The sequence below is a fragment of the Streptomyces sp. NPDC001858 genome, assembly GCF_053594615.1.
Genome location: NZ_JBSFEV010000007.1, coordinates 97,941 through 112,694 on the forward strand (window position 1 = coordinate 97,941; position 14,754 = coordinate 112,694).

Sequence of the window (14,754 nt, forward strand, 5' to 3'; positions counted from 1 at the left end):
GGGCGCATGATGCCCGCAACCCGCAGACTAGCGACCGTGGCGGTGGGCGCGACGCTGCTCCTCGGCAGCGTCTCGGGCCCGGCCGCCTCGCACTCCGGACCCGACGGGAAGGGTGACGGCGGGAAGCGCGTGCTGGTCTTCTCGAAGACAGCCGGTTTCCGGCACGACTCGATCCCGGACGGCGTCACGGCGGTGCGGGAACTGGGCGCGACAAACGGTTTCCGGGTCGACGCGACGGAGGACGCCGGCGCGTTCACGCCGGCGAACCTGCGGCGCTACGACGCCGTCGTGTTTCTGTCGACGACCGGGGACGTCCTGAACGTCGCCCAACAGGCCGCCTTCGAGGGCTACATCCGACAGGGCGGCGGCTACGTCGGAGTCCACGCGGCGGCCGACACCGAGTACGACTGGGCGTTCTACGGCGGCCTCGTGGGCGCCTGGTTCGAGTCGCACCCGGCGATCCAGTCCGCGACGATCGATGTGGAGGACCGGGCCCACCCGGCGACCTCCGGACTCGATCGCACCTGGAACCGTACCGACGAGTGGTACAACTACCGCTCCAATCCGCGCGAGCGGGTGCACGTCCTGGCCTCGCTCGACGAGTCGTCCTACACGGGCGGCACCATGGACGGCGACCATCCGATCGCCTGGTGCCAGAACTACCGGGGCGGCCGCGCCTTCTACACCGGGGGCGGCCACACGAAGGAGTCCTACGCGGATCCTGTATTCCGTGGACACCTGCTGGGCGGGATCCTGTATGCAGTCGACGGGATGCAGGCGGACTGTCGACCGGAGAACGGATACCGTCCACTGTTCGACGGTGCGTCCCTGGAAGGCTGGCGACAGGCCGGACCGGGTTCCTTCACCCTCTCCGACGACGGGACGTTGACGTCGACGGGCGGCATGGGCCTGCTCTGGTACGCGGATCGGAGCTTCGGGTCGTACTCCCTGAAGCTCGACTGGAGGACCACGGCCGGCGATCCGGGCGGCTCCGGTGCCAGTTCCGGTTCCGGTTCCGGTTCCGGTTCCGGAGAGGACAACTCCGGTGTGTTCGTGGGCTTTCCGCTGTCGGACGACCCGTGGTCCGCCGTGAACAGCGGATACGAGATCCAGATCGACGCCACCGACGTCCCCGAGAAAACCACCGGGTCCGTCTACGGCTTCCAGTCCGCCGACCTCGGGAAGCGGGACCGTGCGCTGAACGCGCCGGGGGAGTGGAACACGTACGAGATCCGCGTGGAGGGCGAACGCCTGCGCGTCTGGCTCAACGGCGTGAAGATCAACGATTTCACCAACACCGATCCGGCCCGCAGCCTGCGCGACGGACACCTCGGCCTGCAGAACCACGGAGCCGACGACCAGGTGTCCTTCCGCGACGTCCGGATCAAGGAACTGCCCAGCAGGGAACTGCCCGGCGGAGAACCGTCCGGCGGGGAACGGCCCGTACAGGGCGACTGAACGGCGGCGGGCGGGGGACGCCGGACCCCCGCCCGCCGTCTCCACCGTGCCCCTCCCCAACTGCGGACCTCCGGCTCGCCTGCCCGCCCTTCCTCCTCGTTCTCCGGGGTTCGCGCACGACAAGGAGGCTGCTCATGTCCGCGTCCCTCTCCCGTTCCCGTACCGCGCGCGTCGGCGTCTGGCTGATCGGGGCCCGCGGTTCCGTGGCCACGACCGTGGTCGCGGGGCACGCCGCCGTCACGGCCGGTCTGCATCCGCCGACGGGCCTGGTCACCGAGACGCCCGCCTTCGCCGACAGCGGCCTGCCGGCCCTGTCCCGTCTGGTATTCGGCGGCCACGACACGACCGACTGCCCCCTGCCCAAACGCGCCGAGCAGCTCGCGGCCGGCGGAGTCCTCCCGTTCGGCCTCCCGGCGGCGGTCGACGCGGAACTCGTCGCCGCCGACCGGGAGATCAGACCGGGTGGCCCCGTCCCGGGGGACACCCGGACCGAGGAACAGCTGATCGCAGCCTTCGCCGCCGACATCCGGGATTTCGTGCGACGGTCCGGGCTGGCCCGTGCGGTGGTCGTGAACGTGGCCTCCACGGAACCCGCGGCGACCGGCCTCGCGCTCCCGCCGAGCTCGCTGTACGCGGCGGCCGCCCTGCGCGCGGGCTGCCCGTACGTGAACTTCACCCCGTCCACGGGGCTGCACCACCCGGCGCTCGCCTCCCTGGCCGAGTCGAGCGGGCTCCCGTACGCGGGCCGCGACGGCAAGACCGGCCAGACGCTCCTGCGCTCCGTCCTCGGTCCGATGTTCGCCGGGCGGGCGCTCGCCGTCCGGGCCTGGTCCGGCGTCAACCTGCTGGGCGGCGGCGACGGAGCCGCCCTGGCCGACCCGGCCGCGGCCGAGGCGAAGAACGCGGGCAAGGAACGCGTCCTCGCCGACACGCTGGGCGCCGTTCCCGAGGGCCGGGTCCACATCGACGACGTCCCCGTCCTGGGGGAGTGGAAGACGGCCTGGGACCACGTCGCCTTCGACGGTTTCCTCGGCGCCCGCATGGTCCTCCAGACCATCTGGCAGGGCTGCGACTCCGCGCTCGCCGCGCCCCTCGTCCTCGATCTGGCCCGCCTCGCGGCCCGGGCCCACGAGGCGGCGCTGTCCGGACCGCTCACCGAACTCGCCTACTTCTTCAAGGACCCGGTGGGCGACGCACCGTCGGCCCTTGCCGAGCAGTACACGGAACTGGCCCGGTTCGCCCAGCGGTTGAGGGGCGGACCCACCGGGCCCAGCGAGTCCGACGAGCCCGACGACTCCGGTGAACGCGACGCATCCGGAGCAGCCGCCGAATCTGCCGCATCCGCCGCATCCGCCGCATCCGGCGAAGGCGGCTTCGGCGAGGGCGGGGGGAGCGGCGGCCGCGGCGCACGGGAGACCCCCGATGCGCAACGCGGGGCCGGGACGAGGTCCGGCGGGGAGACGGGGTGAGCACGAATCGGAGGGCGGCGCGGGGAGCCGTCGGATACGCGGAGGCGGAGAGCGCCCGGCCCCCGCTCCGCTTCGGCTACGGCACCAACGGCCTCGCCGATCTCCGCATCGACGACGCCCTCGGCCTCCTCGCCGACCTCGGCTACGACGGCGTCGGACTGACGCTCGACCACATGCACCTCGACCCGCTCGCCCCCGACCTCGCCGCCCGCACCCGACACCTCGCGCGGCGACTGGACGCGCTCGGGCTCGGCGTCACCGTGGAGACCGGCGCCCGCTACGTCCTCGACCCGCGCCGCAAGCACGGTCCGTCCCTGCTGGACCCGGTGCCGGACGACCGCGCCCGCCGCGTCGACCTGCTGCTGCGCGCCGTCCGGATCGCCGGCGACCTCGGCGCGCACGCCGTCCACTGCTTCAGCGGGACGATGCAGCCGGGCACCGACCCGGACACGGCATGGCAGCGCCTCGCCGACACCCTCACCCCCGTCCTGGACGCCGCCGCGACCGCAGGCATCCCCCTCGCGATCGAACCCGAACCCGGCCACCTCCTCGCGACGCTCGCCGACTTCCACCGGCTGCGCCGCAGCCTCGACGACCCGGCGTCCCTCGGCCTCACCCTCGACATCGGCCACTGCCAGTGCCTCGAACCACTCCCGCCCGCCGACTGCGTCCGCGCCGCCGGCCCCTGGCTGCGGCACGTCCAGATCGAGGACATGCGCCGCGGGGTCCACGAACACCTCCCGCTCGGCGAGGGCGAGATCGACTTCCCGGCCGTCCTCGCGGCCCTGGCCGCCACCGGCTACCGCGGGCTGACGGTGGTCGAACTGCCCCGCCACTCCCACGCCGGCCCGCACTACGCCGAACTCTCCCTCCCGTTCCTCCGCAGCGCGGCGGAGACAGCCACCGAGACCACCGCCCGCCCGCCCACCGCCCGCCCGCCCACCGCCCGCCCGTCCACCGTCCGCCCGCCCACGCACCTCCCATCCGTCGCCCGCACGTCCGTCACCCCGCCTCCAGGCCGCCCGCACCCGGCCGCGAACCCGCCTGCTGCACCACCCGGCGAGCCCTCCGCCACCCCGGAAGGGAGCACCAGCACCCCATGACGCAGCCCCACCCCACCCCGGCGACCCCGGAAGCGGAACAGACGGGCCCCACCCCCGCCCGCACCTCCCTCGACGCCCTGCGCGGCCAGCTCGACACCCGGCTCGATGCCGCCGCCTCCGCCTGGTTCGGCCAGGCGCTCGCCGAGGCGGCCGCCCACCCCGGCACCCACGGACCCATCTCCGTATGGGAGTTGAGGCTCGCCGAGGCCGGACGCCGCTGCGGCAGCCGGCACGCCGACGCCGCCCGCGTGCTCATCCTCCACGCCGCCCGCGCCGACCCGGCCGCCCTGGCCCGCGTCTACTACCAGGGCACCGCCGACGAGCGTCGCGCGGTCCTGCACGCGCTGCCCCACCTGGTGCCCGGCGCCGAGGCCCGCCCGCTCGTCGAGGACGCCCTGCGCACCCACGACACCCGGCTCATCGCCGCCGCGGTCGGCCCCTACGCGGCCCGCCACCTCGACGCCCACGCCTGGCGGCACGCCGTGCTGAAGTGCCTGTTCGCGGGAGTGCCCGTCGACGAGGTGGCGGGCCTCGAACAGCGCGCCCGCGCCGACGGCGAACTCGCCCGCATGCTCGGCGACTACGCCGCCGAACGCACCGCCGCCGGCCGCCCCGTACCCGCGGACCTGCAACGCGTCCTGACGCTGACCGACCCGGACACGCCGACCCCGCCCACCACACCGATCACGCCCGCCACGCCCTCCCGCACGACAGGCCCGGACGAGGCAGAAAGCCCCAACAGCCCTGATCTCCACCGCACGGACCCCCACGGCACGGGAAGTCTCCACCGCCCGGCCCACCCCCACGGCAAGGAGTCCTGATGCGCATCTTCGACCCCCACATCCACATGACCTCGCGCACCACCGACGACTACCAGGCGATGCACGCCGCCGGCGTCCGCGCCGTCGTCGAGCCGGCGTTCTGGCTGGGCCAGCCCCGCACGTCCCCGGCGTCGTTCTTCGACTACTTCGACTCCCTCCTCGGGTGGGAGCCCTTCCGGGCCGCCCAGTACGGCATCGCCCATCACTGCACGCTCGCCCTCAACCCGAAGGAGGCGAACGACCCGCGCTGTGCGCCCGTCCTCCAGGAGCTGCCCCGCTATCTGGTCAAGGACCACGTCGTGGCCGTGGGCGAGATCGGCTACGACTCGATGACCCCCGCCGAGGACACCGCCCTCGCCGCCCAGCTCCAGCTGGCCGCCGAGCACGCCCTGCCCGCGCTCGTGCACACCCCGCACCGCGACAAGCTCGCCGGCCTGCGCCGCACCCTCGACGTCGTGCGGGAGTCCGCCCTGTCCCCCGACCGGGTCCTGCTCGACCACCTCAACGAGACCACCGTGAAGGAGGCCAAGGACGCCGGCTGCTGGCTGGGCTTCTCCATCTATCCCGACACCAAGATGGACGAGCACCGCATGATCGAGATCCTGCGCGTGCACGGCCCGGAGAAGGCGCTGGTGAACTCGGCCGCGGACTGGGGCCGGAGCGACCCCCTCAAGACGCGCAGGGTCGCCGACCTCATGCTCGCGGAGGGCTTCTCCGAGGACGACGTCGATCTCGTCCTGTGGCGCAACCCCGTCGCCTTCTACGGCCTCAGCGGCCGACTTCGTCTCGACGTGGCCACCGTCGACGCCACTCACGAGGGCAACTCCATCCTGCGCGGCGGGGAGTGAGCGATGCGCTTCCGCCATCCCGACGGCACGACCGTCCACCTCGCCTACTGCACCAACGTCCACCCCGCCGAGACCGTCGACGGCGTCCTCGCGCAACTTCGCGACCACTGCGAACCCGTCCGCCGCCGGCTCGGCCGCGACCGGCTCGGCATCGGCCTGTGGCTGGCCAGGGACGCCGCGCGTGCGCTCGACGCCGACCCGGCGGCGCTGCGCGGGCTGCGCACCGAACTCGACCGGCGCGGCCTGGAGGTCGTCACCCTCAACGGCTTCCCTTATGAGGGCTTCGGCGCCGAGGAGGTCAAGTACCGGGTGTACAAGCCGGATTGGGCCGACCCCGAACGGCTCGACCACACCACGGCCCTGGCCCGGGTGCTCGCCGGACTCCTCCCCGACGACGTCACCGAAGGCACCGTCTCCACCCTTCCGCTGGGTTGGCGCACCGCCTGGGACGCCGACCGCGCCGAGACGGCCCACACCGCCCTGCTCACCCTCGCCGAACGCCTCGACGCGCTGGCGGACCTGACCGGCCGCTCCGTCCGCGTCGGACTCGAACCGGAACCCGGCTGCATCGTCGAGACCACCGCCGACGCCCTCGCCCCGCTCACCGCGATCGCGCACGACCGCATCGGCGTCTGCGTCGACACCTGCCATCTCGCCACCTCCTTCGAAGACCCGGACACCGCCCTGGACGCGCTGACCGAGGCCCGCGTCCCCATCGTCAAATCCCAGCTGTCGGCCGCCCTGCACGCCGAACACCCCCGTCTCCCAGCCGTCCGCGAAGCGCTCGCCAAGTTCGACGAACCCCGCTTCCTGCACCAGACCCGCACGCTGACCGCCCCCGCCCCAGCCACCGTCGCCGGAACGGCCACAGCCCCGGCCCCCGCCGCCGGAACGGCCACCGCCCCCGCCCCGGCCACGGCCGCCGGATCGGCCACCGCCACCGCCCCGGCCCCCACCGCCGGAACGGCCACCGCAACCCCCACCGCCACCACCACCCGCCTGCACGGCACCGACGACCTCGGCGAAGCCCTCGCCGGCGGCGCCCTGCCCGACGGGACGCCCTGGCGCGCCCACTTCCACATCCCCCTGCACGCGGCCCCCGTCGCGCCCCTCACCGCGACCCTCCCGGTGCTCAGGGCCGCGCTGGCCCGCCTCGTCGGCGGCCCGCACCCGCTCACCCGGCACCTCGAGGTCGAGACCTACACCTGGCAGGCCCTCCCGCCCGAGCTGCGGCCGCGCGCCCGCTCCCAGCTCGCCGACGGCATCGCCGCCGAACTCGCCTTCGCCCGCGACCTCCTCACGGACCTCGGCCTCAAGGAGCTGCCATGACGGCCCCGGCCCCCGGCACAGCGGCGGCCCCCACCCCCCTCCTCGTCCTGGACGTCGTAGGCCTCACCCCCCGTCTCCTCGACCACATGCCCCACCTCCGCTCGCTCTCCCGATCCGGCTCCCAGGCGTCGCTCGGGACCGTCCTGCCCGCCGTCACCTGCGCCGCCCAGTCCACCTTCCTCACCGGCGCCCACCCCGCCGAGCACGGCATCGTCGGCAACGGCTGGTACTTCCGCGGACTCGGCGACGTCCTGCTGTGGCGCCAGCACAACGGGCTCGTCGCCGGGGACAAGCTCTGGGACGCCGCCCGCCGCGCCCACCCCGGCTACACGGTCGCCAACATCTGCTGGTGGTACGCCATGGGCGCCGACACCGACATCACCGTCACCCCCCGTCCGATCTACTATTCCGACGGCCGCAAGGAACCCGACTGCTACACGCGGCCCGCGGCTCTGCACGACGAACTCACCGCCGAGTTCGGCACCTTCCCCCTCTTCCGCTTCTGGGGCCCCGGCGCGGACCTGACGTCCAGCCGCTGGATCATCGCCGCCACCCGCCACATCATCCGCACCCGCCACCCCGATCTGACGCTCTGCTACCTCCCTCACCTCGACTACGACCTGCAGCGCCACGGCCCCGACGACCCCCGCTCCCTGAAGGCCGTCGGCGACCTGGACCGGGCCCTGGCCCCGCTCCTGGCCGACGCGCGCGCCGAGGGCCGTACCGTCGTCGCGCTCTCCGAGTACGGCATCACCCGGGTGAGCCGGCCCGTGGACGTCAACCGCGCCCTGCGCCGCGCCGGACTGCTGGAGGTGCACACCCAGGACGGCATGGAGTACCTGGACCCGATGGCGTCCCGCGCGTTCGCCGTCGCCGACCATCAGATCGCCCACGTCTACGTGCGCCGCCCCGAGGACCTGGACGCCGTCCGCACCGCGCTCGCCGAGCTGCCCGGCATCGAGCGACTCCTCGACGACGAGGGCAAGAAGGCCCACCACCTCGACCATCCGCGCTCGGGCGAACTCGTCGCCGTGGCGGAGCCGGACGCCTGGTTCACGTACTACTACTGGCTCGACGACGCCCGCGCGCCCGACTTCGCGCGCCTCGTCGAGATCCACCGCAAACCCGGCTACGACCCGGCCGAGCTGTTCATGGACCCCCGTGACCCCTACGTGAAGGTCAAGGCGGCCACGGCGCTGGCCCGCAAGAAGCTCGGCATGCGCTACCGCATGGCGGTCGTGCCTCTCGATCCCGCACCCGTTCGCGGCAGCCACGGCCGCCTCCCCACGAGCGACGACGACGGTCCGCTCCTCATCTGCTCCACCCCCCATGCAGTAACCGGCCGCGTCGCGGCCACCGAAGTGAAATCCCTGCTGCTCGACCTGGCCGGCCTCGGCTGACGAGACCTGACGAGCCGTGACGAGCGACTACGGAAAGTGAAACACGCGCCACTGACAACGCGTCCGCCGCAAGGCATCCGCCACCGCTGAACACCGACCCGAAAGAGAGAAACCGTGACCGCGTTCAACGACGAATCCGGAACCGGCGACGCCCTGCGTCGCGCTCTCGGCGTCAACCGCCGCCGTTTCCTCAGCACCTGCACCGCCGCCGCGACCGCGGTGATCGCCGCCCCCGTCCTGGGCGCCGCACCCGCCGTGGCACAGGACCGGGGCAGAGGCCACGACCACGGCGGCGAGGCACTCGTCCCCGCGCACCGGCGCGGCATCATCCTCTACACCGTCCGCGACGCGACGGGCCGCGACCCGCTCGCCACCGACCTGCCGTCCGGCTTCCGCGAGGTCTTCAAACAGCTCTCGCGATTCGGCTACCGGCAGGTGGAGTTCGCCGGATACGGCCAGCACGCAGGCGCCCCGGGCGGCGCGAGCCTGGAATCCGTCGCGGGCGCCAAGCTGCTGCGCGGGTGGCTCGACGACTACGGGCTGCGCGCCCAGGGCAACCACGGCTTCATACCGCCGTCCTGGCCGCTCACCACGGCCGACCTGGACACCTTCAAGAAGCACCTGGAGATCGCCAACATCCTCGGCATGGCGCACATGGGCACCGGCGGCGACCCCACCGGCAGCTCGTATCGCGCCGACTGGGACGTGGCCGCCGACAAGTGGAACGCTCTGGGCCGGATCGCCCGCCGCGAGGGCGTCAAGCTGTACACCCACAACCACGACGCGGCCTACGGCTTCCTGCTCGACGGGGGCCCGCCGGACGCCCAGGGCCGCCCGACCCGCAGCTCCGGCATCCGGAAGCTGGAGTACTTCCTGAAGGTCACCGACCCGAAGTCGGTCTGGCTGGAGATGGACGTCTTCTGGGCGCACGTGGCCCAGTACAAGTTCCACACCTACACCGCCCACGACGGATCCACCCGGGAGAAGGTCTTCGACCCGGCGGGGCTCGTCGCCCGCAACAACCAGCGCTACCCGCTCTTCCACGCCAAGGACGGCACGGTCAACACGACGAACGGCATGGGGTACGACATGGTGCCGTTCGGCGCCGGCGTCATCGACTACCGGACGTTCTTCTCGCGCGTCGGCGAGCGGGACTACCACAACCCGATGGTCGAGCAGGACAACGCCCCGAGCACCACCGACCCCGGGCAGTCCCTGGCGTACGCGAAGATCGGCTACGACAACCTGGCGGCCCTGCGCAAGAAGCGCTGCTGACGACGCGCCACTGACGACGCGCCGGAGGGCCCTCCCCGCGAACGTGCCCACGCGGGGAGGGCCCTCCGGCCGTCCGGCGGTCTGCTCGGGGTCGCCGCCGTCAGGTCACCGTCTCCTCGCCGAGCGGGTGCGGGTTGGGTGCGACGCTCCGGGATTTCGGCCGGCCCGGCGCCTTCAGGAAGGTGGCCAGGACGGCGGAGGCGAGACCGATGGAACCGGCGATGACGAACGCGCCCTCGTAGTCCCACACGCCGACCACGATCGAGCCCACGCCGGAGCCGACGAGACCCGAGATCAGCTTGGAGCTGTAGACCATCCCGTAGTTGGTGGCGTTGTTGTTCTCGCCGAAGTAGTCCGCCGTCATGGCCGCGAACAGCGGGAAGATCGCGCCGCCGCCGAAGCCGGAGACCATGGAGCAGAACAGGAAGAACGGCATGCTGCCCATCTGGCCGGAGATCAGCACGCCGAACTGCGCGCTGCCGAGCACGATGCACACGATGATCAGCGTGTTGCGCCGCCCGTAGCGGTCCGAAATCCAGCCGATGACACCGCGCCCGGTGCCGTTGACGATGGCCTTCAGGGACATCGCCGTGGCCACGATCCCGCCCGCGAAGCCCATGTCCTTGCCGAACGGCACCTGGAAGGCGATGCCGAAGATGTTGATGCCGGCCGTGCACAGCAGGCAGAACCACATCATCCACAGGACGGGGGTGCGACGGGCCTCCTTGGGGGTGTACTGCTTGACCGCCGGCGGGTTCTTCTCCAGCGCCCGGCGGATCTTCGGGTCGTCGGTGGCCCGCAGCGGGTCCACGTGCGGCGGCCACCAGTTCTTCGGCGGGTCCTTGAAGAACCACCCGGCGAACGCCACGACGGAGCAGCAGATGACGCCCACCATGACCAGGACGCCCTTGTAGTTGCTCAGGTCCATGTACGAGGTGAACAGGAAGACGAAGGGCACCGAGCCATAGGCGAAACCGCCGTTGACCATGCCGGTCTTGCCGCCCTTGCGCTCCGGGTACCACTTGCCGACCATGTTCACGCACGTCGCGTAGACGAGGCCGGCGCCGATGCCGCTGAACATGCCGAAGCCGATGTAGGCGACGATCACATGCGGCGCGAAGGCGAGCGAGAGGTACCCCAGGATCGTGCCCAGCGCGCCCAGCAGCATCGCGTACCGCGCGGGGAGCCTGCCGCTCTCCCGCAGCTGCCCGGCGGGGAAGGCGACGGCGGCCTGGAAGAACACCCAGACGCCCATCAGCCAGAAGATGTGCCCACTGCTCCACAGATGGGCCTCGTGCAGGGTGTCCTCGGCGGACGTGAACGCGTACTCCGAAGAACTGATGCCCAGCATGCCCATCCACGGGAAGAGCACCATGGTCCATCGTGGCCGTCCCATGATGTCCCGGTCACTCTCCCCGACCCGGTACACGCGGCCGTTGCGGTCCGCCACCTCCCGGTAGGGGAGGGCTGTCGAGATGTCGGTGGTTGTCATGTGTGTCGCACCCCTAGCGTCGAAAGTTCTGGCCAGCGCCCCCTGTCCATTGCCTTTCGTGCGCGCACGGGTCCCGGGGGCGGCCGACGCGCACCCGTCGGCCGCCCCCGCCCTCGCTCACCTCATGACGGCGCTCCCAACAGTCCTGCCGCCCGCGCCCAGCGATACTTCGCCCCGAGCACGGCCACCGGCTTCTCGGTCGTGTACGGGTACGCCACGACCCCCCGCTCGTACAGGTACTGGCAGGCCTCCTCGACCTCGACGTCACCCGCGAGCGATGCCACGACGGGCTTCTCTATGCCGCGTTCGCGGAATTCGGCCACCACGCGCGCGGTGAGCTCCGCGAAGACCATCGGGGGAGTGACGATCGTGTGCCAGTAGCCGAGCACCAGCGCATGGATGCGCGGGTCCTCGAGCCCCAGCCGGATCGTCGCCTCGTACGTGGACGGCGGCTCGCCCCCGGTGATGTCCACCGGGTTGCCCGCCGCGCCGAAGGGCGGGATGAACTTTCTGAAGGCCGCGTCGAGATCCGGCGGGATCTCCATGAGCGTCAGCCCGTTGTCGGTCACCGCGTCCGAGAGGAGCACGCCACTGCCGCCGGCCCCGGTGACGATGACGATGTTGTCCCCCTTGGGGGTGGGAAGCACCGGCAACGCGCGCGCGTACTCCAGCATGTCGTTCAGCCCGGGAGCCCTGATGACGCCGGCCTGTTTCAGGATGTCGTCGTACACGGCGTCGTCGCCCGCGAGCGCGCCCGTGTGCGAACCGGCCGCCTTGGCGCCCGCCGCCGTGCGGCCCGCCTTGAGGACGACGACCGGCTTCTTCGGCACGGTCGCCCGCGCGGCCTCGACGAAGGCGCGCCCGTCCTTGAGGTCCTCCAGGTGCATCGCGATGCAGTCGGTGTGCGGGTCCTCGCCGAACCAGGTCAGCAGGTCGTCCTCGTCCAGGTCCGACTTGTTGCCGAGCCCCACGATCGCCGACACGCCCGTCTTCGTGGTGCGGGCGAAGCCCAGGATGGCCATCCCGATGCCACCGGACTGCGAGGTCAGCGCGACCCCGCCCTTGACGTCGTACGGCGTGCAGAACGTGGCGCACAGGTCCTGCCAGGTCGAGTAGTAGCCGTAGATGTTCGGCCCGAGCAGCCGGACGCCGTAGCGCTCGGCGATCGCCACGATCTCGTCCTGGAGCGCGTGTTCCCCGGTCTCCGCGAACCCGGAGGGGATCAGCACGGCGTTCGGGATGTTCTTGCGTCCCACCTCCTCCAGGGCCGCGGCCACGAACTTGGCGGGTATCGCGAAGACCGCCACATCCACCTCTCCGGGAACGTCGGTGACACTCTTGTACGCCTTGCGGCCCACGATGTCATCGGCCCGGGGGTTCACCGGATGGATCTCGCCGGCGAAGCCGCCGTCGACGAGGTTGCGCATCACCGAGTTGCCGATCTTGCCCTGCTCGTTGGAGGCGCCGATCACCGCCACGGAACGCGGCTGCATCAGCCGGCGCATCGAGGCGAGGATCTCCACGCGCGTGTAGCGTCGACGTTCCTTGACGGGCGCGTCGGACAGGATCACCCGGATGTCGGCGGCGACCGCGCCCTCGGGCGTGGCGATCACCGGGTTGAGGTCCACCTCGGCGATCTCCGGGAAGTCCGCGACCAGTTGCGACACCCGCCGGATCTGCTCGGCGATCGCCCACCGGTCCACGGCCCGCTGTCCGCGCACCCCGCGCAGGATCTCCGCCGCGCGGATCGAGTCCAGCATCGACAGCGCCTCGTCGGCGTCCACGGGAGCCAGCCGGAACGTGACGTCCTTGAGCACCTCCACGAGCACCCCGCCGAGCCCGAACGCCACCACCTTGCCGAACGTCGGGTCGGTGACCGCGCCGACGATGACCTCCTGGCCCGGCGGCAGCAACTCCTGGATCTGCACGCCCTCGATCCGGGCCGCGGCGTCGTACGCGCGCGCGTTGTCGACGATTGCGTGGAACGCCGCCCGCACGTCCGACGCGCCCTGTACCCCGACGACCACTCCGCCGGCGTCGGTCTTGTGCAGGATGTCCGGCGAGACGATCTTCATCACCACGGGCCCGCCGAAGCGCGCCGCGTACGCGACGGCCTCGTCGACGTCCCTCGCCAGCTCCTCGCCCGGGACGGCGATCCCGTACGCGTCGGCGATGACCTTGCCCTCGGGCGCGGTCAGCGCGGTCCGCCCTTCGGCCCGCACCGCGTCGAGCAGGGCGCGCACCCGCGGCGCGCGGTCCTCGGCCATCACGTCAGATCACCCCGTTCGACTTGAGCAGGCGCAGTTCCTCGTCCCCGAGGCCGAGCTCGCCGATGTAGACCTCTTCGTTGTGCTCGCCGAGCAGCGGTGAGCCGGTCACCTCGACGGGGGAGTCGGAGAGCTTCAGGGGGCTGCCCACGGTCACGAACTCGCCGCGCTGCGGGTGCGGCACCCGGACCACCATCTCGTTGGCGGCCAGCGACTCGTCCTCGATGATCTCCCTGGTGGACAGGATCGGCCCGCACGGGATGTTGTGGGAGTTGAGCTTCTCCAGCACCTCCCACTTGGGCAGGGTCGAGGACCACTCCTCGATCAGCTGGAACATCTTGGTGAGCTTGGGCAGCCGGGCCTCGGGCGTCGCCCATTCGGGGTCGTCGGCCAGCTCGGGCCGGCCGACGAGCTCGCTGATCGGCCGCCAGCCGACGGGCTGCACGATGACGTACACATAGTCGTTGGGGCCGCCCGGCGCGCACTTGACCGCCCAGCCGGGCTGGCCGCCGCCGGACGCGTTTCCGGACCGGGGAACCTCGTCGCCGAAGTCGTCGTTGGGATATTCGGCGAGCGGTCCATGGGCCAGGCGCTGCTGGTCGCGCAACTTCACCCGGCAGAGGTTGAGCACGGCATGCTGCATGGCCACGTTGACCCGCTGCCCGCGCCCGGTGTTCTCCCGCTGGTACAGCGCCGCGAGAATCCCCGCCACGGCGTGCACACCCGTCCCCGAGTCCCCGATCTGGGCTCCCGTCGCCAGCGGCGGCCCGTCCTCGAAACCGGTGGTCGACATCGACCCGCCCATGGCCTGAGCGACGACCTCGTACGCCTTGAAGTCGGTGTACGGGCCGTCCCCGAACCCCTTGATGGAGGCATAGACGATCCGTGGATTGATCTCCTGGATGCGGCCCCAGGTGAAGCCCATCCGGTCGACCGCGCCCGGTCCGAAGTTCTCGACCATGACGTCGGAGCGCCGGATCAGCTCGGTGAGGATCTCCTTGCCGCGTTCGGTCTTGGTGTTGAGGGTGATGCTGCGCTTGTTGCAGTTGAGCATCGTGAAGTAGAGGGAGTCGACGTCCGGGAGGTCGCGCAACTGCTTGCGGGTGATGTCACCGGAGGGCGCCTCCAGCTTGACGACGTCCGCACCGAGCCAGGCGAGCAACTGGGTCGCGGACGGGCCCGACTGGACGTGCGTCATGTCGAGGACGCGGATGCCTTCGAGAGCCTTGCCGGCCGTCGCCGTCCTGGCTGTCCCGGCCGTCGTGGAGGTCATGGGGGTCATCGGGGGCACC

11 protein-coding genes are annotated in these 14,754 nt (G+C 71.8%); 8 read left to right on the plus strand and 3 right to left on the minus strand.

All coding sequences use genetic code 11. From position 1 onward, the window contains the following. Nucleotides 1-9 precede the first annotated feature (9 nt). From ACWCPF_RS12470 to ACWCPF_RS12505, 8 genes are all read left to right on the plus strand, one after another. Nucleotides 10-1,458 (plus strand): ThuA domain-containing protein, encoded by a 1,449-nt coding sequence (locus ACWCPF_RS12470; RefSeq protein ID WP_451045158.1) that lies wholly within the window; start codon nucleotides 10-12, stop codon nucleotides 1,456-1,458. A gap of 134 nt (nucleotides 1,459-1,592) precedes the next feature. Continuing rightward, on the plus strand, nucleotides 1,593-2,927 hold the full coding sequence (locus ACWCPF_RS12475) for an inositol-3-phosphate synthase (RefSeq protein WP_451044959.1): 1,335 nt from the start codon (nucleotides 1,593-1,595) through the stop codon (nucleotides 2,925-2,927). Further along, the gene (locus ACWCPF_RS12480; protein ID WP_451044960.1) at nucleotides 2,924-4,030 is read left to right on the plus strand and encodes a sugar phosphate isomerase/epimerase family protein; all 1,107 of its coding nucleotides are present in this window, start codon (nucleotides 2,924-2,926) and stop codon (nucleotides 4,028-4,030) included. Before ACWCPF_RS12475 ends, ACWCPF_RS12480 begins: the two co-directional genes overlap by 4 nt. Continuing rightward, entirely contained in the window at nucleotides 4,027-4,851 is an 825-nt protein-coding gene (locus ACWCPF_RS12485) for an EboA domain-containing protein (protein ID WP_451044961.1), read from the plus strand. Before ACWCPF_RS12480 ends, ACWCPF_RS12485 begins: the two co-directional genes overlap by 4 nt. Further along, nucleotides 4,851-5,699, plus strand: a complete 849-nt coding sequence (locus ACWCPF_RS12490; RefSeq protein ID WP_451044962.1) for a TatD family hydrolase — start codon at nucleotides 4,851-4,853, stop codon at nucleotides 5,697-5,699. Before ACWCPF_RS12485 ends, ACWCPF_RS12490 begins: the two co-directional genes overlap by 1 nt. Nucleotides 5,700-5,702: 3 nt before the next feature. Further along, complete coding sequence (gene eboE / locus ACWCPF_RS12495) at nucleotides 5,703-7,028, plus strand: metabolite traffic protein EboE (protein WP_451044963.1); 1,326 nt, start codon at nucleotides 5,703-5,705, stop codon at nucleotides 7,026-7,028. Next, complete coding sequence (locus ACWCPF_RS12500) at nucleotides 7,025-8,428, plus strand: alkaline phosphatase family protein (protein WP_451044964.1); 1,404 nt, start codon at nucleotides 7,025-7,027, stop codon at nucleotides 8,426-8,428. Before eboE ends, ACWCPF_RS12500 begins: the two co-directional genes overlap by 4 nt. 114 nt (nucleotides 8,429-8,542) lie before the next feature. Next, nucleotides 8,543-9,703 (plus strand): sugar phosphate isomerase/epimerase family protein, encoded by a 1,161-nt coding sequence (locus ACWCPF_RS12505; protein WP_451044965.1) that lies wholly within the window; start codon nucleotides 8,543-8,545, stop codon nucleotides 9,701-9,703. 100 nt (nucleotides 9,704-9,803) lie between these two features. On the opposite strand, the gene ACWCPF_RS12510 is transcribed toward ACWCPF_RS12505, so the two are convergent. The 3 genes from ACWCPF_RS12510 to frc form a co-directional block, all read right to left on the minus strand. Beyond that, the gene (locus ACWCPF_RS12510; protein ID WP_451044966.1) at nucleotides 9,804-11,195 is read right to left on the minus strand and encodes an OFA family MFS transporter; all 1,392 of its coding nucleotides are present in this window, start codon (nucleotides 11,193-11,195) and stop codon (nucleotides 9,804-9,806) included. Between the two features lie 122 nt (nucleotides 11,196-11,317). Then, complete coding sequence (locus ACWCPF_RS12515) at nucleotides 11,318-13,462, minus strand: acetate--CoA ligase family protein (RefSeq protein ID WP_451044967.1); 2,145 nt, start codon at nucleotides 13,460-13,462, stop codon at nucleotides 11,318-11,320. 4 nt (nucleotides 13,463-13,466) lie between these two features. Continuing rightward, entirely contained in the window at nucleotides 13,467-14,735 is a 1,269-nt protein-coding gene (frc, locus tag ACWCPF_RS12520) for a formyl-CoA transferase (protein ID WP_451045159.1), read from the minus strand. Nucleotides 14,736-14,754 lie beyond the last annotated feature (19 nt).